This window comes from Pseudoalteromonas atlantica (genome assembly GCF_043641955.1).
In the GTDB taxonomy this organism is placed as follows: domain Bacteria; phylum Pseudomonadota; class Gammaproteobacteria; order Enterobacterales; family Alteromonadaceae; genus Pseudoalteromonas; species Pseudoalteromonas atlantica_A.
On record NZ_JBHZRV010000003.1, the window covers coordinates 343,442 to 367,055 of the forward strand.

Annotated in this window: 20 protein-coding genes; 16 read left to right on the forward strand and 4 right to left on the reverse strand. The window is 40.7% G+C overall.

What is annotated here, in order from left to right:
• Positions 1 to 22: 22 nt before the first annotated feature.
• From ileS to ACHUE3_RS09040, 11 genes are all read left to right on the forward strand, one after another.
• Entirely contained in the window at positions 23 to 2,851 is a 2,829-nt protein-coding gene (ileS, locus tag ACHUE3_RS08990; protein ID WP_394192151.1) for an isoleucine--tRNA ligase, read from the forward strand.
• A gap of 9 nt (positions 2,852 to 2,860) precedes the next feature.
• On the forward strand, positions 2,861 to 3,361 hold the full coding sequence (gene lspA, locus ACHUE3_RS08995) for a signal peptidase II (RefSeq protein WP_099294582.1): 501 nt from the start codon (positions 2,861 to 2,863) through the stop codon (positions 3,359 to 3,361).
• Positions 3,358 to 3,816 carry an FKBP-type peptidyl-prolyl cis-trans isomerase gene (gene fkpB / locus ACHUE3_RS09000; protein WP_394192152.1) on the forward strand — a complete coding sequence of 153 codons (459 nt, stop codon included), beginning with the start codon at positions 3,358 to 3,360 and terminating at the stop codon, positions 3,814 to 3,816. Before lspA ends, fkpB begins: the two co-directional genes overlap by 4 nt.
• On the forward strand, positions 3,816 to 4,745 hold the full coding sequence (gene ispH, locus ACHUE3_RS09005; protein WP_394192153.1) for a 4-hydroxy-3-methylbut-2-enyl diphosphate reductase: 930 nt from the start codon (positions 3,816 to 3,818) through the stop codon (positions 4,743 to 4,745). Before fkpB ends, ispH begins: the two co-directional genes overlap by 1 nt.
• 29 nt (positions 4,746 to 4,774) lie before the next feature.
• Positions 4,775 to 5,806, forward strand: coding sequence for a sensor histidine kinase (locus ACHUE3_RS09010; protein ID WP_394192154.1), 1,032 nt, complete (start codon positions 4,775 to 4,777; stop codon positions 5,804 to 5,806).
• On the forward strand, positions 5,803 to 6,507 hold the full coding sequence (locus ACHUE3_RS09015) for a LytR/AlgR family response regulator transcription factor (protein ID WP_394192155.1): 705 nt from the start codon (positions 5,803 to 5,805) through the stop codon (positions 6,505 to 6,507). Before ACHUE3_RS09010 ends, ACHUE3_RS09015 begins: the two co-directional genes overlap by 4 nt.
• A gap of 98 nt (positions 6,508 to 6,605) precedes the next feature.
• Positions 6,606 to 7,169 (forward strand): type IV pilus modification protein PilV, encoded by a 564-nt coding sequence (gene pilV, locus ACHUE3_RS09020; RefSeq protein ID WP_394192156.1) that lies wholly within the window; start codon positions 6,606 to 6,608, stop codon positions 7,167 to 7,169.
• The gene (locus ACHUE3_RS09025) at positions 7,170 to 8,168 is read left to right on the forward strand and encodes a PilW family protein (RefSeq protein ID WP_394192157.1); all 999 of its coding nucleotides are present in this window, start codon (positions 7,170 to 7,172) and stop codon (positions 8,166 to 8,168) included.
• Positions 8,156 to 8,638, forward strand: coding sequence for a pilus assembly protein PilX (locus ACHUE3_RS09030; protein WP_394192158.1), 483 nt, complete (start codon positions 8,156 to 8,158; stop codon positions 8,636 to 8,638). Before ACHUE3_RS09025 ends, ACHUE3_RS09030 begins: the two co-directional genes overlap by 13 nt.
• Before the next feature lie 12 nt (positions 8,639 to 8,650).
• Entirely contained in the window at positions 8,651 to 11,956 is a 3,306-nt protein-coding gene (locus tag ACHUE3_RS09035; RefSeq protein WP_394192159.1) for a pilus assembly protein, read from the forward strand.
• The gene (locus tag ACHUE3_RS09040; protein WP_394192160.1) at positions 11,937 to 12,359 is read left to right on the forward strand and encodes a type IV pilin protein; all 423 of its coding nucleotides are present in this window, start codon (positions 11,937 to 11,939) and stop codon (positions 12,357 to 12,359) included. The genes ACHUE3_RS09035 and ACHUE3_RS09040 overlap by 20 nt, the downstream gene beginning before the upstream one ends.
• Positions 12,360 to 12,645: 286 nt before the next feature.
• Here ACHUE3_RS09040 and ACHUE3_RS09045 read toward each other — a convergent pair whose 3' ends face one another.
• Both ACHUE3_RS09045 and ACHUE3_RS09050 read right to left on the reverse strand, forming a co-directional pair.
• Positions 12,646 to 13,176, reverse strand: coding sequence for a GspH/FimT family pseudopilin (locus ACHUE3_RS09045; protein ID WP_394192161.1), 531 nt, complete (start codon positions 13,174 to 13,176; stop codon positions 12,646 to 12,648).
• Between the two features lie 181 nt (positions 13,177 to 13,357).
• The gene (locus ACHUE3_RS09050) at positions 13,358 to 13,903 is read right to left on the reverse strand and encodes a GspH/FimT family pseudopilin (RefSeq protein ID WP_394192162.1); all 546 of its coding nucleotides are present in this window, start codon (positions 13,901 to 13,903) and stop codon (positions 13,358 to 13,360) included.
• 212 nt (positions 13,904 to 14,115) lie between these two features.
• On the opposite strand from ACHUE3_RS09050, the gene glnB reads away from it, so the two are divergent.
• Entirely contained in the window at positions 14,116 to 14,454 is a 339-nt protein-coding gene (glnB, locus tag ACHUE3_RS09055) for a nitrogen regulatory protein P-II (protein ID WP_394192163.1), read from the forward strand.
• Between the two features lie 94 nt (positions 14,455 to 14,548).
• On the opposite strand, the gene ACHUE3_RS09060 is transcribed toward glnB, so the two are convergent.
• Positions 14,549 to 15,310: an outer membrane protein assembly factor BamD gene (locus ACHUE3_RS09060; RefSeq protein WP_394192164.1), complete on the reverse strand. Its 762-nt coding sequence runs from the start codon at positions 15,308 to 15,310 to the stop codon at positions 14,549 to 14,551.
• Between the two features lie 142 nt (positions 15,311 to 15,452).
• On the opposite strand from ACHUE3_RS09060, the gene rluD reads away from it, so the two are divergent.
• From rluD to clpB, 3 genes are all read left to right on the forward strand, one after another.
• Positions 15,453 to 16,430, forward strand: coding sequence for a 23S rRNA pseudouridine(1911/1915/1917) synthase RluD (gene rluD, locus ACHUE3_RS09065; RefSeq protein WP_099296121.1), 978 nt, complete (start codon positions 15,453 to 15,455; stop codon positions 16,428 to 16,430).
• A gap of 2 nt (positions 16,431 to 16,432) precedes the next feature.
• On the forward strand, positions 16,433 to 17,164 hold the full coding sequence (gene pgeF / locus ACHUE3_RS09070; protein ID WP_394192246.1) for a peptidoglycan editing factor PgeF: 732 nt from the start codon (positions 16,433 to 16,435) through the stop codon (positions 17,162 to 17,164).
• A gap of 97 nt (positions 17,165 to 17,261) precedes the next feature.
• The gene (clpB, locus tag ACHUE3_RS09075) at positions 17,262 to 19,838 is read left to right on the forward strand and encodes an ATP-dependent chaperone ClpB (RefSeq protein WP_394192165.1); all 2,577 of its coding nucleotides are present in this window, start codon (positions 17,262 to 17,264) and stop codon (positions 19,836 to 19,838) included.
• 126 nt (positions 19,839 to 19,964) lie between these two features.
• On the opposite strand, the gene ACHUE3_RS09080 is transcribed toward clpB, so the two are convergent.
• Positions 19,965 to 21,512 (reverse strand): methyl-accepting chemotaxis protein, encoded by a 1,548-nt coding sequence (locus ACHUE3_RS09080; RefSeq protein WP_394192166.1) that lies wholly within the window; start codon positions 21,510 to 21,512, stop codon positions 19,965 to 19,967.
• 454 nt (positions 21,513 to 21,966) lie between these two features.
• Here ACHUE3_RS09080 and gshA point away from each other — a divergent pair, with 454 nt between their 5' ends.
• Entirely contained in the window at positions 21,967 to 23,544 is a 1,578-nt protein-coding gene (gene gshA, locus ACHUE3_RS09085) for a glutamate--cysteine ligase (RefSeq protein ID WP_394192167.1), read from the forward strand.
• Positions 23,545 to 23,614: the final 70 nt, after the last annotated feature.

The following is a 23,614-nucleotide window of genomic DNA, read 5'->3' on the forward strand; positions in this document are numbered from 1 at the left end:
GCCGATACGGAAAGTAGGATTAATGAGCGACTACAAACATACTTTGAATTTACCGGAAACAATGTTTCCAATGCGCGGCAATTTGGCACAACGTGAACCAAAAATGCTTAAAACATGGTATGAAGACGACCTATACGGTCAAATTCGCAACGCTAAAAAAGGTAAAAAAACTTTTATTTTGCATGACGGTCCTCCGTATGCGAACGGCGATATCCATTTAGGCCATTCAGTTAATAAAATCTTAAAAGACATTATTGTTAAGTCAAAAACATTGTCTGACTTTGATGCCCCTTATGTACCAGGTTGGGATTGTCATGGTCTTCCAATCGAATTAATGGTTGAGAAAAAAGTTGGTAAGCCAGGCGTTAAAGTAACCGCAGCTGAATTTCGTGAAAAATGCCGTGCTTATGCTAAAAAGCAAGTTGAAGGCCAAAAGGTTGACTTTAAACGCTTAGGTGTTTTTGCCGATTGGGATAAACCTTACTTAACAATGAACTTTGATTTTGAAGCCAACGCTATTCGCGTGCTTGGTCGCATTATCGATAAAGGTCATTTACACAAAGGTGCAAAGCCGGTTCACTGGTGTACAGATTGTGGTTCAGCATTAGCAGAAGCAGAAGTAGAATACCAAGATAAACAATCACCCGCGATTGATGTAAGGTTTGAATTTACCGATCAAGCTGCGGTTGTTAACGCATTTGATTTAAAAGCAGGCCATGAAGGTACTGGCACAGTAAGTACAGCTATTTGGACAACAACACCGTGGACGCTACCAGCAAACCGCGCAGTTGCCGTTCATGCTGATTTAGAATATGCCCTTGTTCAAGTTGACGATGAAGGCGCACAGCAGCGTTTGATCTTAGGCTCAGAGCTGGTAAAAGATGCCATGGATCGTTACGGCTTTAACCATTACCATGTTTTAGGTTATGTAAAAGGTGCTGCAATTGAGAATCTACACGTTGCGCATCCATTTTATGACTTTAATGTGCCGGTTATTGTTGCTGAACACGTAACCACAGATTCTGGTACGGGTATTGTTCATACTGCACCAGGACATGGTCAAGAAGATTTCGTGGCTGGTTTACAGTATGGTCTAGAAGTTGCCAATCCAGTGGGTGCTAATGGCGTATACCTACCTGACACAGAATTATTTGCAGGTCAGCATGTATTCAAAGCGAATGCGAGCGTAATCGATGTGCTTACCGAGCGAAATGCGCTAATGCATCATCATGCGCTAACGCATAGTTACCCGCATTGCTGGCGTCATAAAACGCCAATTATTTTCCGTGCTACGCCACAATGGTTTGTCAGCATGGATCAAGCTAATTTGCGTCAAGACTCGTTATCTGAAATTAAAAACACCCAGTGGTTACCTGAGTGGGGCGAAAGCCGCATTGCAAACATGGTAGAAGGGCGTCCTGATTGGTGTATTTCACGCCAACGTACTTGGGGTGTTCCAATCGCGTTATTCGTAGATAAAGACACCGGTGCATTACACCCGAACACGCAATCACTGATTGAAGAAGCGGCTAAGCTGGTAGAGAAATCAGGTATTCAAGCTTGGTATGACTTAGACCCTGCAACACTTTTAGGTGAAGCAGACGCTAAGCAGTACATGAAAGTACAAGATACACTCGATGTATGGTTTGACTCAGGCGTGACACATGCTTGTGTTGTCGATGCGCGTGAAGAGTTAACTGGCCCAGCTGATTTATATCTAGAAGGGTCTGATCAGCACCGCGGTTGGTTCATGTCATCAATGATGACCTCTGTTGCAATTAATGGTCATGCACCTTATCGCCAAGTACTTACGCACGGTTTTACCGTGGATGAGAATGGCCGTAAGATGTCAAAATCATTAGGTAATGTTATTTCGCCGCAAAATGTGATGAACAAACTAGGCGCTGATATTTTACGCTTGTGGGTTGCTTCAACGGATTACACTGCTGAAATGACAGTATCTGATGAAATCTTCAAACGTTCAGCAGATCGTTACCGTCGTATTCGTAACACCAGCCGTTACTTACTGGCTAACCTAAGTGGTTTTGATCCAAAAACAGATCAAGTTGCTATTGATGACATGGTTGAGCTTGACCGTTGGATTGTTAGTCGTGCGGCACAGTTACAAGATGAAATTGTAACAGCTTATGATAGCTACCAAATGTTGCAAGTGACGCAAAAGCTGATGAACTTCTGTACAGGTGAGCTAGGTTCGTTCTACTTGGACGTAATCAAAGACCGTCAATATACAGCTAAAAGTGATAGCCATGCTCGTCGCTCTTGTCAAACTGCGCTTTATCATATTGCTGAAGCGATGACGCGCTGGATGGCACCAATAATGAGCTTTACCGCTCAAGAGATTTGGGAAGCTTTACCAGGTGAGCGTGGTCAATATGTGTTTACGTCGGTTTGGTATGATGGCTTAGAGGCTGTAAGTGAAGGTCAGTTTAGTAATGATGATTGGCTAACTATCCTAACTGTTCGTGATGAAGTAAACCGCGTTCTTGAAGGTGCACGTAAAGAAGAAATCATAGGTGCAACATTACAAGCAGATGTAAGCATTTATACGACAGCAGAACTTGCACAAAAGCTAGCTGCTTTAGGTGATGAGTTACGCTTTGTATTATTAACATCAAAGGTAACGGTTACAGTAGTCGATGCACAACCTGATGCGACTCATGCAACTGAAATCGAAGGGCTATACATTAGCGTTGCAGCAACGGATGCACAAAAGTGTGAACGTTGTTGGCATTACTGTGATGATGTAGGAAGTAATCCTGCTCATCCTGAAATCTGTGGTCGTTGTGTGAGCAACGTAGATGGCGAAGGCGAAACTCGTCAATTCGCATAGGAGTAGTAAGTGAGCAAGCTAGCCCAAAAAAGTGGTTTAGTGTGGCTTTGGTTGAGTCTGCTATTTTTAGTAGCAGACTTCGCCAGTAAAACACTGGTCGTGAATACTATGAATCTTCGTGATTCAATTGATATCTTACCGTTTTTTAATCTAACTTATGTACATAATTACGGTGCGGCATTTAGTTTTTTGAGTGACGAAAGCGGTTGGCAACGCTGGTTTTTAAGTGCAATTGCAATCACGATTAGCGCACTATTAATTTGGTGGTTAAAACGCTTGCCTGCATCAAATAAAGTCTTGTGTGGTGCTTATTCTCTAGTATTAGCTGGAGCGATAGGTAATCTTTACGATCGTATGTACTACGGCTACGTTATCGACTTTTTACATTTCTATTATGAAAACTGGCACTTCCCTGCGTTCAATATTGCTGATAGCGCAATTTGTGTCGGTGCTGCGTTGTTATTATTTGATGCCTTTACCGGCGAAAGTCCAAAGGAGCATAAAGCATGAGCCAAACAGTTATTACTGAAAACTCAGAAGTCATTTTTCATTTTTCGATCAAGCTATCTGATGGCTCAGCGGCTGACTCTACTAAGGTTCATAACAAGCCAGCAAAGCTTGTGATGGGTGATGGCAGCCTAACAGCTAATTTTGAAAAGTGTTTATTTGGTTTAGCACCAGGTGATAGTAAATCATTTGAATTGGAGCCAGAAGACGCGTTTGGTCAGCCAAATCCGGATAACATTTATTATGTTGACCGAAGTAAATTTGGTTCTGAGACCCCTGCGACTGTTGGTTCTATTATTGCGTTTACACAACCTGATGGTACAGAATTACCAGGACTTGTTCGTGAAGTGCAAGGCGAGTCAGTTACTATTGACTTTAATCATCCACTTGCAGGTCAAAAACTGACTTTTGAAGTGGAAATTATAGAAGTTGATAATACGGCTAAGGTAAATGATTAATGGATATTCTATTAGCTAACCCGCGTGGCTTTTGTGCTGGTGTTGACCGTGCTATTAGCATTGTAGAACGCGCGCTAGATATTTTTGAAAAACCAATTTATGTGCGTCATGAAGTGGTGCATAACCGTTATGTTGTTGATGGATTAAAACGACGCGGTGCGGTATTTGTTGAAGAGCTTGATCAAGTGCCCGACGACAGTATTGTTATTTTTAGTGCTCACGGTGTATCGCAAGCGGTTCGCAGTGAGGCTAAGCGCCGAGAATTAAAAGTATTTGACGCAACATGCCCACTAGTTACTAAAGTGCATATGGAAGTGACCCGTGCAAGTCGAAAAGGCACAGAATGTGTGCTTATTGGGCATCATGGTCACCCAGAAGTTGAAGGCACCATGGGGCAATATGATAACAGTGAAGGCGGTATTTATCTTGTCGAAACTGTTGAAGATGTTGCTAACCTAACGGTTAAAAACCCTGATAATTTATTTTACTGTAGCCAAACAACGCTCTCGGTTGATGACACTGCTGATGTTATTGACGCGCTGCGTGCTAAGTATCCGGTTATTGATGGCCCTCGAAAAGATGATATTTGCTACGCTACGCAAAACCGTCAAGATGCTGTACGTGACTTAGCAGATAAAGTGGATGTGCTTTTAGTTGTGGGTGCAAAAAATAGCTCAAACTCAAATCGTTTGCGTGAACTCGCTGATAAAATGGGCACAGTGGCTTATTTGATTGACGATGCGAGTAGTGTTGAAGATGCATGGTTTGACGGCACAAATAGCGTTGGAGTGACAGCAGGCGCATCAGCACCTGAGGTACTTGTACAACAAGTTATTAGTCGTTTAAAAGAACTAGGTGGCAAACAGGTTATAGAAAATCCAGGCGAAGAAGAAAATATCGTATTCGCCGTACCTGTGGAGTTACGTTAATAACGTAAATAGGCAAAGGAGAGAGTCCAATGAGCAAGTCAATGCAACCCAATGCGTTGCTTTTTGGACCTCTTTTTACTGAAAGAGGTGTACTTGCTACGCTAGTGGTTGGCCAAGTTATTGCAACAATACTTGCGTTTGCCCCAACACCATCACATGACACTTGGGTTCGCCTTGGGATTATCAGCCTTTTTATTCAGCTTACCTTCCTACTTAGCCTGAGTGTACTTTATCTTACACGTCACCTATTGAGTAAACGTTCTCAACTCGTACAAAGCATAAGTTTATTTGTGTCATTATTTATGACGACAATACTAATGAGTATGCTAGCCATAAAAATGATTGACGGTATAGTCGATATTACAAATCCATGGATATTTGTATCTCATAATTTATTGATTGTATTTTTAGTTGCCTGCTTATTTGTTCAATTTCTGACAATATATTTTGAAAAACAGAAACAAACACAATCACTTGCTAGAGCCGAGTTAGATGCTTTGCAAGCCCGTATACGTCCACATTTTTTATATAATAGCCTCAATACAGCTGCAGAGCTGACACATTGCGACCCAGATGCAGCAGAGCGTGCTATTTTAGCGTTAGCTGCCTTATCACAAGCAGCGCTCAAAGCGGGGGAAGGAGTAACACTTCAAGATGAAATAGCCCTGACGAAGCAATATATTAGTCTTGAAAGCTGGCGTTTTAGCGAACGATTAAAAATGAACTGGCAATTGCCAGATTCACTCCCAGATATCAGTATTCCTTGTTTAACGTTACAGCCGATAATCGAAAATGCAATTTGTTACGGGGTAGAGCCATCTACAAATGGGGCGCAAATCAATGTTCTATTAAATGTGAGTAAGCAGTCCATCACATTTTTAATTGAAAACCCGATACCATCAGCAGAGCATAAGCGTACTGGAAATGGCATGGCACTTGATAATATTCGTCAGCGTTTAAACCTGTATTATAAAGGTAGAGCAACATTGAATATCAGCGCTCGCAATTCGACCTTCAGAGTTAAGTTGGTTCTTCCTTTATTCGATGAGAGGAAGATATGAAGGCACTGGTTGTAGATGACGAACCGTTAGCGAGAATGAGAGTTCAGCGCTTGCTAAGTGATATGACTGAATATACAGCTTTTGCACAAGCCTGTAATGGTCAAGAAGCGCTTAAGATCGCGAGCTCTTTTAGTCCTGATATTGTGTTTTTAGATGTTGATATGCCCCAAATGAGTGGTTTAGAAGTGGCTGAAAAACTTAATGAGTTAAGTCTTCCGCCAGCAGTTGTATTTATTACTGCGCATCCTGAACATGCACTAGATGCTTTGCAATTATCGGCAGTTGGGTATTTAGTTAAGCCTGTTACTAAAGAGTCAGTTGAAAAACTAACTGCACAGTTAGGGCGGATGAATCGGGCACACCTTCAAGCCCAAAAAACTAAATCAATCAGCTATCAAAGTGGTGGCAGCATCAAAACAGTTCAAATTCGAGATGTGTATTTTTTGTCTGCTGAGGATAAATATACCCGCATTGTATTTAGTGGAGGGGAGGCGTTAATCGATCAAAGTTTAAAGCAAATAGAGCAAGACTATCCAGCTTTCTTCTTAAGGACTCATCGCAAAGTACTGGTGAATAAAGAACGGGTTTTGGCATTAAAAACACACAGTGATGGAACACATGCAGTACAAGTTGATGGTTGTGCGCAAGAGTTAGTTGTCAGCAGGCGTGAATATAAAGCCGTTAAATCTTTTCTATCTTAAGTACCGTTTATCAGTTAAATCTACCGCTTATCTACCTACCACTTGTATTTCAAACAAGGTCGATTAATCTTACTGTAAGTAATTTTTTTGGCACTATTATGCATAATTCACCACCTAAATCGGTACGCGGTTTCACTTTAGTTGAAGTGTTAATTGCATTTATCATTTTAAGTTTTGGACTTCTTGGCGCAGTGGCATTGCAGGCAAAAGCAAAGCAAGCAAGCTTTGATGCTATGCAGCGCTCAGCAGCAATAGCACTTGGCAATGATATTATTCAGCGGATGCGTGCGAATGACAATGCAGGATTAACAGCGCGTTATAATGGTAACTTTACAAGTGATGACAAATTAAATAAACAGTTACGTTGCTATTCTAATGTGTGTACGGCCGCTGAAATTGCAGCACTTGATAAGCAACAATGGATTCGAGCAATCCAAGCTCGCGAGAACACAGGTGCACTTGATGATGCAACAGTGTGTATTAACAATCAAGCTGATGCCGCAAGGGGCAGTAACGCATTCAACCTTGAAGTCATCATTAGTTGGCAAGGGCGACAAGAATATACTGCAACCGGTGACACAGCAGCGATTAAATGTGGTGCTAACAATAAAAAGCGCAGAGTTGTCGTTCTAACAAGTTTTATGTATTTGAGGGCATCTTAAATGAAGCAAAAAGGGTTTACTTTGGTTGAGATGATGGTTGCCTTATTTATAGGTGGCTTAGTGTTAGGCGGTGTCATGTTTACTTACGTGAGTATGAAAGTAACCACCCGAGACACCATGACCATTGGCGAATTGCAGGAAACTGGCCGCTTGGCTTTGAGTATAATGCAGCGTGATATAGAGCAAGTTGGTTTTTGGGGCACATTTTATGAAGATTCATTTTCAGCAGACAATACCATTGTTGCAGGTAGTGCCAGTAACCCGACCGGGGATTGCACTGAGGGACTGAATAATAAAAGTTTCCCAGATAATAGTGTTAATTCTAATTTCCGACTTATTTATGCTATTGAATCAAGTGGTGGTGACCAGCTAAATTGTATTTCAAACGCACAAGATGATACTGATGTTCTGCAGCTTAAGTTTTTAGAAGGGTTACAAATAGATACCGCAGATGCTGCACAGAATAACGACGGCAACTATTATTTTATTGCTCAGCAAGAGTGGGGGGAGTTTACTCGTGGCCCTGCAAACCCAGCCAACCCAAATTCAACCGTGTGGCGGTATCGTCATCACGTTTACTACATTGATGAACAGACTTATCAAGTAAATAAGCAAGATTTAACAATACCGGTATTAATGCGTAAAAGGCTAACCCCTAAAGGTGGCATGATCACCGAGACTATTATGGAAGGTGTTGAAAATATGCGCTTTTTATTTGGTTTAGATACTAACTTTGACAGCAGGATTGATACATATCGCAGTGTGGAAAATATGACTGCATCTGACTGGGAAGACCGCCGTGGCATTTTAACTGTTCAGGTGTTTATCTTAGTAAGATCACTCCAGCCCGATGCTGACCTTAATCAAGTAAATCAAACATACACCCTAGGTGAAGATGTTAATCAACGCGTTTTGGAATTCAATGATCGTTTTCGCCGAGCTTTGTTTACCACCACGATACGCTTAAACAATGTGGGAGCTAGTCAATGGCGAATTTAACATTAGCAAACAACCAACGCGGTGTTGTTTTAATTGCTGCGCTCATTATGGTCGTTGCTGTTACAGGCATTGCAGTCACGCTGATGAGTAGTGCCAGTGTTGATATAAAAATCACCAACGCTGCATTGGAGCGGGAAGAAGCTGAGAATATATTAATGGGCAATGTACAAAAAGTAATTGCAACAGAGGCACGAAAAGGTGGAACAAGTAAGTTACTTTTTACACAAGCGCAGATTCCAGACGGCTCAATCCCACTCACACAAATTGACGATACAGCGAGTGAATTAAGTAACCTGAATAATGGCGCACTTGATTTGCCCTGTCCCCGTGATTACGACTTCACTGCGGGGATTGCATGTAACATGATTCAAATAAATTCAACGATTACTTATGGCTCAAAGAGCAAGCACACCATAACGGTAACCACTGGAATAGCACAGCAAATGGCTAGCCTAAATACTGGCGGTTAAGTGAGATTAAAAATGAAGATTAAACAGTTAATGATTAAGTCGGTATATATCGCTTTTACGTGCTTTAGTTTTTTCAGTGTAGCTGAAGATATCGAATTGTATGTAAACCACAAAGTTGAGCTTGATGAAAAACCACGGGTGTTACTTGTGTTCGATACATCGGGCAGTATGGATTGGAGTGTTGTCAATGGAGATGACCAAACATGCTATATGAAATACAGCGTAGGAAAAGATAAAGATAAAGGCAAAGGTAAAGGTAAAGGTAAAGGTAAAGGCAAGGATAAAGACAAGGATGAAATTGAATATAAAGTGGTTACCTGTTTTGCAAGTAATGATAGCTACGATGAGTTTGAGCAACAGTGTTATATAAAAAAGAGTAATGAGTTTGTAGCTCAGTGCCATGATAGGAGAATCGATGTCGCAAAAAATGCAATTAAGCAATTGGTAAGTGATAACGATGATATTGATTTTGGCCTTATGCGTTTTAATGGCGATGCTGGTGGTTATGTCTTGGCAAAGCTAGGGGCGACAAAATCCTTTTTGTTAGATAAAGTAGATAATTTACCTGCAAGCGGGAGTACACCACTTACTGAGACTTTGTGGGAAGCCTACCTCTATATCACTGGTCAAGGCGTTTATTATGGTGGTAATACTAGTGATAGAGATTACACTGCAGAGTCCTCAGGTGTTTATAAGTCTCCATTTAAGCCCATTAGTGGTGAACCACTTCGCTGTGATAACAGCATTAACATTATTTTGATGACAGATGGGGATCCTACCAGTGATTCAAACAGAAATAATGATATTTATTATTTACATAATTACTATTTTACTGCTAACCCTCCCGTAGTCAGTAACAGCTATTTAACAGCACTGTCTAAAGTCATTAATGGCACGAAAGACGTTGAAGTTGATTTATATTCTCCAACAAAAGAAACGCGTGAATTCGGTCGAATTTTTCCTATTGGTTTTGGTACAGGCATGAGTAGCTCGGGTAAAAAGTTATTGTCTGAAGCAGCAAAATACGGTGGCGGGCAATATTTGCATGCAGACACTGCAGAGCAACTCTCAGAAGCACTTAAAAATACCATTACGCGTATTCGCGAAGTAAACGACACATTTACCTCACCTTCAATTGCGAGTAATAATGTTGACCAAACACGTAGCCGTGATTCTATTTATTACGCAATGTTTTACCCTGATAGTGGTGCTCGTTGGCGTGGTAATTTAAAAAAGCTTAAAGTTTCAGGCACTCAAATTATTGACTCTGCAAACCTTCAGGCGCTCAACTCGGAAGGTTTAATTGATAAAGATGCACGCACATTTTGGTTACCTAGCACTGCTGCGGCGGATGGTAATTCAGTTGAAAATGGCGGGGTTAATTTGATGCTTTCAACGACCGCAAATAGTGGTCGCAATTTATACACCGATGCAGGAACCGCCGGACTTATAACATTTAATAAGAATGCAGTATCATCAGCTTATGGTGGTGACGCTAAAGCGGCTAAAGCATTTGGCGTTGATCAGGATGAACTTGAAAACACGATTGATTGGGCTCGAGGCATAGATGTCGATAACGAAGATGGAGACGCTTCAAGCAGCGATCAAAGGCAAGATATCTTTGGGGATCCTTTACATTCTAAACCTGTTACAGTTGACTATGGTAATGACGATGTAAGAATTCTTATTGGCACTAACGCTGGGTTTTTACATATGTTCAAAGACAGTGGTAACACAGTCAGTGAAAGTTGGGCGTTCATTCCCAGTAGCCTGTATGGCATTATTGATCCCATTCGTAAAAATGCAGCCGATACAAAAAAATACGGCGTTGATGGCCCAATTACGATCTATTTTGATGACTCAAACCGTGATGGAATTGTAAATGGTAGCGATAAAGTATGGGCCTTTTTTGGTATGCGCCGTGGAGGCAGCAATTATTATGGTTTAAATATTACCGACCCAGATGACCCACGTTTAATGTGGGGCGGGCCAATTCAAGGAGGGACAGGGAGCTTTACTGAGTTAGCGCAAACATGGTCTGCACCAACGGTTTCGTTCATAAAAGCATTTGGCGATGAACCAGTACTGATATTTGGAGCCGGTTACGACATTAATAAAGATACCGTTATACTTGGAGATGATAGCAAAGGTCGCGGTATTTATATCGTAAAAGCCTCTGATGGTAGTTTGTTATGGGAATTAACCCCTAAAAAAGGCTTTAAAGGCAAAAATAGCATAGCAGCGTCAGTAACACCATTGGATTCAGATTATGATGGTTATATTGATCGTATTTATGCGGCAGATACCAGCGGCAGTATTTGGCGAGTTGATATGCCGAGCAATAAAACAAGTGAGTGGAGTCATTTTGAGTTTGCTAAATTAAATGGCTCAACAAATGCGCTGGATAGACGCTTTTTTTACAAACCGATGATTGCTCGTACTATGTATAGCAAGGTGACGAATACTACCTATAATGGAAAAACCATTGTTACTCGAAAAGACACGCCATTTGATGCAGTTTTGGTAGGCAGTGGTAATCGCTCAAACCCAATTGGTACAATAACCAAAGATCAACTCTATATGATTAGAGATGTAAATACGCTAACTAAGTCATTTAAGGGTTTAGATGTTCCAGATACAATTACTGTTTCAGATTTAATGAATGTAAATGACGACCCTTTTGGTAACTCTTTGGACGATATCGACACGTTTGTTAAAAATGAAATAAAGTTAAGTAAGCAATCCGGTTGGTATTATGACTTGCCCTCCATTGGTGAAAAGTCCCTCGCGGCTGCTACTGTTGTTGGAGGTGTTGCTTATTACACGAGCTACACCCCAGCCTCAGCAACAGAAACCATTAATCAATGCTCATTAACTGGCGGTTCGGGATCACTGTATGCATTTCATTTGCACTACGGCACAAAAGTGTATGATCAGTTGAGCTTCACAACAAGTAATGACGTGCCAGATACGCCCCAACTTTATTTTGGTAGTGCTGATAGTTGTGTAGATAGTAACTCTAATGGATATTGTGACGGTATGGGCGATGACGGAGAAGATGGAGGGAATGATGAGAATAAAAAGGTAGAAACAACAAGCCAATTTTTAATGATTGGACCAGGTATAAAAGCGAATGAAAGCTCTGATTTGAGTGCGCAAAATCCATTTATTCCGAAAAAAATAAAAGGGCCTGGCATTTCACTAGATGAGGATGGCAACATTGATTTGGTTGATAGTGCGATTCCTATAGGTTTTGGTTTTAATACTCAACAGACTTTCATTTATAAGCGAGAAGTGAATGATAATAAAGACAAGTAAACAGCAAGGGTTCACGCTCATTGAGCTCATGATAGCGGTTGCGATTGTAGGCATTATTGCTTCTGTTGCTATACCTAGTTATTTTGAACATGTTAAGCGTACGGCGCGCACAGAGGCTATAACTACATTGCTTGATGCAGCAAATAGGCAAGAGCAATTCTTTGTTGATAACCGTCAATATACCAATGATTTAGATAATTTAGGTGTTGTATCGCCTACTGAGCACGGTTTTTACACTATTACTGTTGAAGTAGATAACGATGCGGGGACATTTAGTTTTGAGGCAACCCCAGCGGCAGGGCCGCCTTTAAAAGATGATGAATGCAAAACTTTCATCATTGACGACTCAGGCCTTAAAACAGCAACACCTAATGCAAATAGCGCTAAGTGTTGGGGAAATTAAGAGTGAGATTAGGGTTTGTTGACATTTGCGGATTGAAATTTGTTCAAACTAGGAGCGATTTAATTGCGGCGCGAGGTTTGTAACCTAGTGGGCTAAGTCAAAACCGAGCAAAGCTACCGCGTCCTGCTAACGCCCTTAGGCAGAACCCTAAGGGCAGCGCCTGTTTGGCATTGATGCTGCGTTATCACCTATTTATGGGGAACAACCACACCACATAGGTGCTGCCTTGCCTAAATACCAAACAGGCTGCTGCAAATTTAACCTTGAAAGGTCAACATACCCTAATTTACTCTAAGCACTTTTCTGTATTTCTTATTTTTGTTCTGCCTGTGTAACTTATCGATATAGCAAGCCCTGCGTGGCTTGCTTTTTCGTATTCTGGGCAGTAAACAAATGTGCCATTATGAAACCCCATGGGTGTTCCATCGTTGCGAAATGTTAGATACGTACGAGGGTAAGTTAATTTATCTTTTAGATGTGTGGCATCAATATGTAAAAGAGCTACATCATCGTCGTCAAGTACGCCTAACTTATTTGAATCTGTGAATACGGTTAGCTTTTGGTGCCACTGATTTGCTACGCATTTATCGTTTTTAAGTGCACATAGGGTCACGTTTGAGCCGTGCGAAACTGCATTTAGTCGTGAAAGCCCAACGGCTCGATTAATTTTTGCTATGTGGTTGTCTAGTCTGTTTTCAATGATTAGTGGATGATAATTAAATAGCGCTATATGGCACATTATTGCAATGATACTTAATACCACCATGCTCTCGAGTAAAGAGGTACCCTTATTTTGTTTGTTACGAATAACCTTCATCCATGAAGACCTCGATTGTGACAGTTATATTAAATTTAGTTGACCCTATTTTAGTTGCAAGGTGATTTAGTCAATTAATCTGAATTTTGATCAAGAGATTTACTAATGGACTGATTTTTATAGTAAAGTTTTTTTCTAAGTAGCCGCTTGAGATAGATTTATTATCCAGAGCTTAGGTTAATTAATCACACTTACTGTCGGTATCGCCATTATAAAGCGTGGTGCCAGACTGCGTGATAGTAAGCGCTTTATTGTTTTCATTGTCATTATTAGGGCAGTAAATAAAGGTGCCTGCGGCCGTTGTAATTCGACCACTGGCATCAAATATAATCGATTTATCACCTGAAAAACTAAGTCGACTGTTCTCAGGTATCTCATCCAGTACCCTTAAAATTACATCGCCGCGTTGTGGGTTTTGCACGCCGTTGCTGTTACTGTCATAAAACGCAAGCACGGTCCCTGATGTCCAGCTGGTAGTGCATGGAACGCGTTTATTTTTTTCAATTCTGTTGGTATCACCACTACATACAACAACGAGCGAATCTGTACTTGTGGCTTTCGCGCGGGCAAAAGTCAGGGTGCGCTTTAAATCCAACAAATAATTTTCAGCTTGGTTTTCTTCTAACATATTGCTGCTGTTCCAAAATGCAATAGCAGCGACGATGCCTACGATTGAAATAGTGACCATCAATTCCAAAAGTGTAAAACCGCGTTGTATTTTTTTCATCCTACACCTCTAAGTACAGATAAAATAGTGATTAATTACCGCTAACTAAAATATATTATTTTTAATTATCCAGAGTTCAGGTTAATTATTATATTTTAGTCAATGATACCACTGTTGGTTATTAAATCCTCTTTATTCAATTGCTTTGTTTGCTATGAACAGCAGTATTGTCTAAAATCGATGCAATAAGAATTGAAAAGTAGCAGTGGAAAATGAAAAAAATAGAAGCAATTATTAAGCCATTCAAACTGGATGATGTGCGTGAAGCTTTGTCAGAAGTCGGAATTACTGGTATGACAGTAAGCGAAGTAAAAGGCTTTGGTCGTCAAAAAGGACATACTGAGCTGTATCGCGGCGCTGAATACATGGTTGATTTTTTACCGAAGGTAAAATTAGACATCGTACTTGGTGATGAAGATGTTGACCGTGCAATTGACGTTATCGTGAAAACTGCGCAAACCGGTAAGATAGGTGATGGTAAGATTTTTGTAACTGACGTTGAACGTGTCGTGCGTATTCGTACTGCAGAAGAAGACGAAGACGCGATTTAATACCAATCCGCAATAATACTAAATCACTTTTAGGTATTAAAAAATAAAAAAGGCGCTATTTTAAAAATAGCGCCTTTTTTATTTATAAATCGAATTACTTCTTCTTGTTTAATTCACGCGTTAGTTTAGCGTGCTTACTAAGCTCTGGTAAGCCAAGTTTTTCATAGCTCTTTTCCATCATCTCTAGCGCTTGGTTTAAATAGCTGCTTTGAGAATAATGTTCAACAACATATTTACCTCTATTCGCAGCAGCTAAGTAGGCTTCACGCTCATAGTAATAGTCAGCCACTTTTAACTCATAACGTGCCATCTTATTTAACAGCCATACTAAGCGTCTTTTAGCTTCGGGTGCATAGCTACTGTCAGGAAAGCGATTTACTAATGTTGATAAATCAGTAAATGCAACACGAGTACGCTTGGCATCACGGTCAGCTCTGTCAACACCAAAATACTCTTGGAATGCATTTTCGTCCGCTTTGATATTCACCAGACCCCGCATGTAGTACATGTAGTCTAAGTCTTTATGATTTGGATTTAAGCGGATAAAGCGGTCAATAGTTGCAAGCGCTTGCTCAGTATTTCCTGCTTGATAATGAGCAAAAACTAAATCCATTTGTACTTGCTTGGACATAGGGCCAAATGGGTAGCGAGAGTCAATAGCACTTAATAGTTCAATTGCTCGCGCATATAAACCAGAATCTAGCGTTTGTTTAGCATCTTCATAAAGTGCTTGTGCAGATTTATTAGGAACGCGTTGTATATCTTCTTCATCTGGAGCTGATGAACATGCCCCTAAACCAAGTAATGAAACTGTAAAAAAGATGGCGAATGCACGTTTACCAATTCTATTTATCATTTTATTTGTTACCTTCGATGTCTTCGGCTAGGCCAAGTGGGTAAAACCGAGTAAACTATACTTATTATATAAATGCTTTTACTAAAAGCGATTCTAACCCAGTCGAGCACAGCTTGCACTGGTAAATTGGGTAAAGTTACTAATGTCAGAACAAATTTCACTTCAAGCCGAGGTGCCAACTGAGTTAGGCGGTAAACGTCTAGACCAAATATTGGCGCAATTGTTCCCTGATTATTCACGTTCACGTATAAAAACGTGGATTTTGGATGATAAAATCACCGTAGATGGTGAAATATTCAACACACCAAGAGAAAAACTGCTTGGTGGCGAAATGGTAAACGTTGAAACCAGTATTGAAGCGCCAAGAGAATATGAAGCGCAAGATATAAAATTAAACATTGTTTATGAAGATGATGATATTTTAGTCATTAACAAACCAATGGGGTTAGTTGTCCATCCAGGGGCAGGTAACCCCGATGGTACTGTGTTAAATGCGCTATTGCATCATTTCCCAGAGATCATAAATGTACCACGAGCAGGTATTGTGCATCGTCTAGATAAAGACACGACAGGTTTAATGGTGGTGGCTAAAACAATTCCAGCTCAAACCCATTTAGTTACTGCATTGCAAAAGCGTGAAAACTTCACTCGTGAGTATGAAGCGATTTGTAATGGCACCATGACTGCGGGCGGTATGGTTGAAAAGCCAATTGGTCGTCACCCAACACAACGCACGCACATGGCCGTTCATGAACAAGGTAAGCCTGCTATTACGCATTACCGTGTAGCTGAAAAATTCCGTGCTCATACGCGTTTGCGTTTACGTTTAGAAACAGGACGTACACACCAAATTCGTGTGCATATGGCGTTTATTAACCATCCACTTATCGGTGATCGCTCATATGGCGGACGTCCTCGCCCACCTAAAGGCGCAACACCTGAGTTGTTTGAAATGCTTAGAGCATTTAACCGCCAAGCGCTACACGCTGTAAAGCTTAGTATTGCGCACCCAATTACGGGTGAAATGATGACATGGCAAGCGCCAATTCCTGATGATATGGTTGCTATGACACATGCTTTGCGTGAAGATACAAAAGCTAATCCTAACATCGATATCTAGTGATGCATTTAACACCTACATGGCATGCACCAAATAACATTGGGGCATTGAGCACAACTCGAGCTGGTGGTTTTTCTACTCCTCCTTTTTCAAGTTTAAATTTGGGGCTCCACGTAGGTGACAATCAGCAACATGTGCAAGCTAATCGGCAGCTAATTGTTGAAAAATATTTGCCTGCTAATCCTGTATGGTTAAATCAAGTGCATAGCAGTGATGTGATCATGGTTGATGAGCACTTTGATCATTCAACTGTGTTAACGGGTGATGCGCTTTTTACGCGCCAGCACAATCAGCCACTTGCTATCATGACAGCAGATTGTTTACCTATTTTACTTAGTACACGATGTGGTAGCGAAATAGCTGCAATTCATGGTGGTTGGCGAGGCTTAAATGCTGGGATTATTGCAAATACGGTGTCCAAGTTTTCATTCCCTTCTTCAGATATTATTGCGTGGCTGGGCCCTGCAATTGGCGCACAGCAGTTTGAAGTAGGGGCTGAAGTTAAGGCTAGGTTTATTGAGCAGTCAGCTGAGTATGAACAGGCTTTTAAACTATTAAACGCAAACAAATACCTGCTCGATATATATGCGATTGCACGGCTTCAATTACGACAAACTGGAGTTAAAACTTTCAGCGGGGGTGAGCACTGCACAGTTAGTCAGCCAGAAATGTTTTTTTCATACCGGCGAGACGGTAAAACAGGGCGCATGGCATCTTTGATCTGGCGCAAGTAATTGTGCTCTACACGTATTATATTTTTTCTCACACCTTGAACAAATCATTAAACATACCCATTAATTAACTAATTAATTTTTTAATAGGTAACCCCTCATGCGTTTAGATAGATTTACCAGTAAATTTCAATCTGCGCTTTCTGATGCCCAATCATTAGCGCTTGGTCGTGATCACCAGTTTATTGAACCTGTGCACTTGATGTACTCATTGCTACAACAAAGTGGCTCAAGTGTTCGAGCATTGTTTGCACAAGCTGGCGTTAGTGCTGATGAGCTAAATACTAAACTATCCAAAGAGATTGAAAAGTTATTCAAAGTGGAAGGTGTTGGCGGTGATGTTCAATTATCAAACAACATGGTTTCACTGATCAACTTATGTGATAAGTATGCACAGAAGCGTAAAGACAAATTTATTTCGAGTGAACTATTTGTACTAGCAGCGTGTGCTGATAAAGGCCCTTTGGGAGACGTACTTCGCGCGTTAAACGTCACTGCACCTAAAATAGAATCAGCGATTGAAGCCATTCGTGGTGGCCAAAAAGTCGATGATCCTAATGCTGAAGAAACACGACAAGCACTTAAAAAGTTTACCATTGATCTAACAGAGCGTGCTGAGCAAGGTAAGCTTGATCCTGTTATTGGCCGTGATGATGAGATTCGCCGTACTATTCAAGTATTGCAACGTCGTACCAAAAATAACCCCGTATTAATAGGTGAGCCAGGGGTTGGTAAAACAGCCATTGCCGAAGGTTTAGCGCAGCGTATTATTAATGGCGAGGTACCAGAAGGACTGAAAAATAAACGTGTTCTTTCTTTGGATTTAGGTGCGCTGGTCGCGGGAGCTAAGTACCGAGGTGAGTTTGAAGAGCGATTAAAATCGGTTTTGAATGAACTGGCTAAAGAAGAAGGTCAAGTCATTCTGTTTATTGATGAAATTCATACCATGGTAGGCGCTGGAAAAAGTGATGGTGCTATGGACGCGGGTAATATGCTCAAGCCCGCTCTTGCCCGAGGTGAGCTTCACTGCGTAGGCGCAACAACTTTAGATGAGTATCGCCAATATATAGAAAAAGATGCAGCACTTGAACGCCGCTTTCAAAAGGTGTTGGTTGAAGAGCCATCCGTTGAAGACACTATCGCTATTTTACGTGGCTTAAAAGAGCGCTATGAATTACACCACAGCGTTGATATAACCGATCCGGCGATTGTGGCTGCGGCGCATTTATCGCACCGTTATATAAGTGATAGACAGCTACCCGATAAAGCCATTGATCTTATTGATGAAGCAGGCTCGTCAATTCGTCTGCAAATAGATTCAAAGCCAGAGTCTTTGGATAAGTTAGAACGTCGAGTGATTCAATTAAAGCTCGAAGATAACGCGCTTGCAAAAGAAAAAGACGAGGCTAGTCAAAAACGTCGAACTGAGATGCAAGAGCTAATCAGTGATTTAGAATCACAATACCGCGAACTTGATGAAGTCTGGAACGCAGAAAAAGCTTCGTTACAAGGCACGCAAGTAATTAAAGCCGAGCTTGAGCAGGCACGTTTAGATTTAGAAGTAGCAAGACGTGCAACCGACTTACAACGTATGTCAGAGTTACAATACGGTCGAATCCCTGATCTAGAACGTAAACTTGATTTAGCGTCGCAAGCTGAAATGCAAGATATGAGCTTGCTGAAAAACCAAGTTGGTGAAGATGAAATTGCTGAAATACTATCTCGTTGGACCGGTATTCCTGTTTCTAAGATGCTACAAGGTGAGCGTGAAAAGTTATTACAAATGGAAGAGCAACTTCATGCAAAAGTAATTGGTCAAGATGAAGCGGTTGTTGCTGTATCAAATGCAATTCGTCGTTCGCGGGCAGGGCTTGCGGATCCAAATCGTCCGATTGGCTCATTTTTATTTTTAGGCCCAACTGGGGTGGGTAAAACAGAGCTTACCAAAGCGCTTGCAACCTACATGTTTGATACTGAAAGCGCCATGGTGCGTATTGATATGTCAGAGTTTATGGAAAAACACTCTGTGGCACGTCTTGTTGGCGCGCCTCCAGGTTATGTTGGTTATGAAGAAGGTGGCTATTTAACAGAAGCCGTTCGCCGTCGCCCATACTCTGTAATCTTGCTTGATGAAGTAGAAAAAGCACACCCTGATGTGTTTAATATTTTACTACAAGTATTAGATGATGGTCGCTTAACTGATGGTCAAGGTCGCACGGTTGATTTTAAAAATACTGTGATCATTATGACCTCAAACCTAGGCTCAGATATCATTCAAGAGCAAGCGGGTAATAACGATTACGATACCCTAAAAGAAAAAGTGATGGGTGTGTTGGTTAGTCAATTTAGGCCTGAGTTTATAAATCGAATTGATGAGACGGTTGTGTTTCATTCGCTGGCGAATGAGCATATTAAAGAGATTGCTGATATCCAATTAACTAAGTTACGTGAGCGTTTAACGCAGATGGGTTACTTACTTGAAATTAGCGAAAGCGCATTGGAGCGCATTGCTGCAAGTGGGTTTGACCCTGTTTATGGTGCGCGACCACTTAAGCGTGCTATTCAACATACAATTGAAAACCCACTAGCGCAGAAACTTTTAGCAGGGGAGTATCAAAGTGGCAGCATGATAGTCATAGATGCCGATGAAAACGGACTTATCTTTACTGCACGTTAGTGTTTTGGGTATAAATACAAGGCCAGCATTTAGCTGGCCTCTTTTTTCAGTGACTATTTAACCTGAACTCTGGTCAACAGACCCTAATGTATTGATAATAAATTTATTATCCAGAGTTCAGGTTATTTATACTTTAAAGGTTTGTAATATATCTCTGACTTTTGCTGAACCTTCAACAAGATGAGCTGCATCTTGCGCTACTTTATAACTCATATTTAAATTCTCATCGCTAAAGCCTTTAATTTGCTCAATATTGTTGCTGATATCACCACTAACAACCTGTTGTTCTTCTGCTGCGGTAGATATCTGTGTTGCTAACTGAGAAATCTCACTAATTTGTGCAAAAATACTGTCGAGCTCTACTTGAGTATGGCCTGTTGTATTTACGCATTGATCAGCTTGGCTCTTGGTGTTCTTCATTACAGACGACCAGCTGAATAAAGTGTCTTGTATTTCTTTTATAGAATTATGAATTTGTGATGTGGCCTTTTGAGTACGTGATGATAAGGCACGAACTTCATCGGCCACTACTGCAAAACCACGACCATGTTCACCTGCTCTAGCGGCCTCAATCGCAGCATTTAATGCAAGTAAATTAGTTTGCTCTGCTATTCCCTCAATTTCAGTCATTACTTGACCAATTTTATCGGCTTCAGTGGCTAATGCGTTGGCTGTACTGGCCGCTTCCTCTACTTGAACAGCAAGGCTAGACACCATAGTGCTATTGTCTGCTATGTGAAGTTTAATATCAGAGCAGCTTTGATAAGTTACATTTACTTTTTCCGCAGTATCATGCGTGCTACTAGAAATTTCACCAATAGTGGCGCTCATTTGTGACATGGCAGTGGCAATTTGACTAAGGCGCTCGCCTTGAGCAGAAATACCTTGCTCAGTAAGAGAAGACTGATTGTCTAAGTTTGAAGCAATTGAATTAAATGTCGCAGTTGCATCTTTTATGCGGCCCAAAACAGTACTTAGCTTCGCGTTCAGCATTTCATTATTATAGTGACTAATACTAAAGGGATAAGCGCCAACGTAGATATACCGTGAGACAGAATCAAACGTTGCTTTTTGTTGCTTTAATAAAGCCGGATTGACAAAAAGTTCGTCATAATTGAGTGCCATTATCACCAAGCAAAATACAGTTGTAATTAATGCGATAGCCATAGAAGAGTAGATAGCTAATAATACGAGGCCAATAAGTGCCACTATTGCAGATAAAGACTGCCTTGCAGTAACAAGCTCACGATATGAAGTAACTGATTTACCTGCGTTAATTTTTTCGTAAAGTGCTGCAGCACGTTGTTTTAATTGTGTTGTAGGTTTAGTTCTTACTGATTGATAGCCAACTAGTTGATTATTTTCAAAAATCGGGGTGACAAATGCATCCACCCAATAGTAGCGGCCATCTTTGCAGCGATTTTTTACCATTCCGCGCCATGAGTGACCCGCTTTTAATTTTTCCCACATTTCTTTAAATGCTGCTTTTGGCATGTCTGGGTGACGAACGATGTTGTGGTTCTTTCCCATTAACTCTTCAAGTGAATAGCCGGCAATATTGCAAAATGATTCATTGGCATAAGTTACAACGCCTCTTAGGTCGGTTGTTGAAACGAGAGCTTGATCTTCAGCAAATGAAACTTCTTCATTGATCAATTGTTGGCCACGACGCATGGAATATCCTTAAGTACTCATATATTTCAACTATTATAGAGCCTAAAAGGTTATTACACACCTAAAATACTAGGTTTTAGGCAAGGAGTTAGCTTAAAGTCTACTATTTGTTCTAAGTGAAAGTTTAAGGTGTACCGAGGTTAATTATATTTCAAGTGAATGAGTATTTGCATGTTGAGGGTCTATTATTAGGGTTTTAAAGACGGGGTTATAAATTGGCACGACAGTGATGCTATCAAAGCAATTGTATATTACCGCTTTCAATGGCAAGATTAGCGTAGATACCAAAGGATGATGAAAAAGTGTATGGGCATTGGTTTACGCGTTTTATGTCGTATTCTTTCATTAAGAGTAAGTAATAGATATTACGGTGATCCTGATTGTTTTGCCTTGAGTATTATCATTTCGCCCCCATAGACTTAGGATTATGCCACGTGGCTCGAGGAAGTATTTTTTGACTACACATGAACTAACAACAACGTTAACAGCGTTATCTTCAGAACAACATAAACACGCTATTAAAGGTATTCAACGTGGTATTGAGAGGGAAGCTCTCAGAATTAAGCCTAATGGCGTTATATCTCAATTAAGGCACCCAGAAGGGGTGGGTTGTGCATTGACGAACGGTCATATCACAACTGATTTTTCAGAGTCGCTTTTAGAATTCATTACACCGGTCAGTGAATCAGCTGAAGAAACCCTAAAACAACTACAAGACTTGCAAAAATTTACATTATCAAAAATGGATGATGAATTACTATGGCCAATTAGTATGCCGTGCTTTATCGATCATCAAGATGATATTGTGCTTGCTCAATTTGGTGAGTCTAATGTTGGCCGCATGAAAACTTTATACCGTGAAGGTTTAAAAAATCGTTACGGCAGTATGATGCAAGCAATTGCTGGTGTGCATTTTAATATCTCATTTCCTAAAAGCTTGTGGCAATCACTCCAAGCCTTAAAAGGAGATACAGGACCTTTAGATACATTTATTTCTGCAGGTTACCTAGGACTTATTCGTAACTTTAAGCGCGAATTGTGGTTAATTAGTTATTTGTTCGGCGCTTCACCAGCATTATGCAGCTCTTTTTTGCAAGGTCGTGAAACAGATCTTCCGTTTAAAAAGTTGGGTAAGGGTACATTGTTCTTAGAGACTGGCACTGCGTTGCGTCTTGGTAATCTGGGTTACACTAATAGCGCGCAGTCATCATTAAAGGTTATGTATAACTCATTAGATGAATATGTGGCAGGCCTAAAGCGAGCTATTAACTCACCTTCAGATATTTACGCTGATATTGCTGATTATAAAAGCGATGAACCAAAGCAGTTAAATAAAAATATCCTGCAAATCGAAAATGAGTTTTACTCGCCGATTCGTCCTAAGCGAAATGCGCAAAGTGGTGAAACCCCAACTGATGCTCTATTACGCGGTGGTATAGAATATATTGAGATACGTGCTTTAGATGTTAATCCTTTTAGTGAAACGGGTATTTCTTTAGAGCAAATACACTTTTTAGATGTGTTTTTAACTTACTGCTTATTAAAAGACTCTCCAGAAATGGATTGGGATTCGCAAACACGCAGTACTGAAAACCTAGATTCTGTCGTGAATAATGGCCGAGATCCGTCATTGTTATTGAATAAGTCAGGTGATCCCACGAATTTAGTGCAATGGGGTGAAGAGATATTCGCTCAGTTAGCCGATGTAGCAAGTTATATGGATACAGCCTACGGTACGAGTCATTATGTTCAAACGGTTGCACGATTGAAAACATGGTTAAATGATGCTTCGCTCACGTATTCAGGTCAATATGTTGCCCAGCTGAAAGAAAAAGATGTTGATAATGGTCACTTTGCATTAGCTCTTGCGCAAAAATACAAACAAAGCCATCAAGCAACGCCTTATCATGTTTATTCAGATGCTTATTTGCAACAGCAAGCTGTCCAATCGGTAACTGATGAGCAGGCAATTACCGCCGCTGATAGTTTATCGTTTAAATCATTTTTAGCGGATTACTTTAAAAGTAATTAATAGGCAAAAAAAAGCAGCCCAATGTGGGCTGCGTAAAGATTCTTCAGGGATGAAACAATGCTAAACTGCG

Bases quoted from the DNA above. Each gene is read 5' to 3' on its own strand.
- ACHUE3_RS09050 (WP_394192162.1), bottom strand. From the start codon at position 13,903: ATGAAAAAAATACAACGCGGTTTTACACTTTTGGAATTGATGGTCACT.
- rluD (WP_099296121.1), top strand. From the start codon at position 15,453: ATGTCAGAACAAATTTCACTTCAAGCCGAGGTGCCAACTGAGTTAGGC.
- ACHUE3_RS09035 (WP_394192159.1), top strand. From the start codon at position 8,651: ATGAAGATTAAACAGTTAATGATTAAGTCGGTATATATCGCTTTTACG.
- ACHUE3_RS09010 (WP_394192154.1), top strand. From the start codon at position 4,775: ATGAGCAAGTCAATGCAACCCAATGCGTTGCTTTTTGGACCTCTTTTT.
- ACHUE3_RS09030 (WP_394192158.1), top strand. From the start codon at position 8,156: ATGGCGAATTTAACATTAGCAAACAACCAACGCGGTGTTGTTTTAATT.
- ispH (WP_394192153.1), top strand. From the start codon at position 3,816: ATGGATATTCTATTAGCTAACCCGCGTGGCTTTTGTGCTGGTGTTGAC.
- ACHUE3_RS09015 (WP_394192155.1), top strand. From the start codon at position 5,803: ATGAAGGCACTGGTTGTAGATGACGAACCGTTAGCGAGAATGAGAGTT.
- fkpB (WP_394192152.1), top strand. From the start codon at position 3,358: ATGAGCCAAACAGTTATTACTGAAAACTCAGAAGTCATTTTTCATTTT.
- ACHUE3_RS09080 (WP_394192166.1), bottom strand. From the start codon at position 21,512: ATGCGTCGTGGCCAACAATTGATCAATGAAGAAGTTTCATTTGCTGAA.
- ACHUE3_RS09025 (WP_394192157.1), top strand. From the start codon at position 7,170: ATGAAGCAAAAAGGGTTTACTTTGGTTGAGATGATGGTTGCCTTATTT.
- ileS (WP_394192151.1), top strand. From the start codon at position 23: ATGAGCGACTACAAACATACTTTGAATTTACCGGAAACAATGTTTCCA.
- clpB (WP_394192165.1), top strand. From the start codon at position 17,262: ATGCGTTTAGATAGATTTACCAGTAAATTTCAATCTGCGCTTTCTGAT.
- glnB (WP_394192163.1), top strand. From the start codon at position 14,116: ATGAAAAAAATAGAAGCAATTATTAAGCCATTCAAACTGGATGATGTG.
- pilV (WP_394192156.1), top strand. From the start codon at position 6,606: ATGCATAATTCACCACCTAAATCGGTACGCGGTTTCACTTTAGTTGAA.
- ACHUE3_RS09045 (WP_394192161.1), bottom strand. From the start codon at position 13,176: ATGAAGGTTATTCGTAACAAACAAAATAAGGGTACCTCTTTACTCGAG.
- ACHUE3_RS09060 (WP_394192164.1), bottom strand. From the start codon at position 15,310: ATGATAAATAGAATTGGTAAACGTGCATTCGCCATCTTTTTTACAGTT.
- pgeF (WP_394192246.1), top strand. From the start codon at position 16,433: ATGCATTTAACACCTACATGGCATGCACCAAATAACATTGGGGCATTG.
- ACHUE3_RS09040 (WP_394192160.1), top strand. From the start codon at position 11,937: ATGATAATAAAGACAAGTAAACAGCAAGGGTTCACGCTCATTGAGCTC.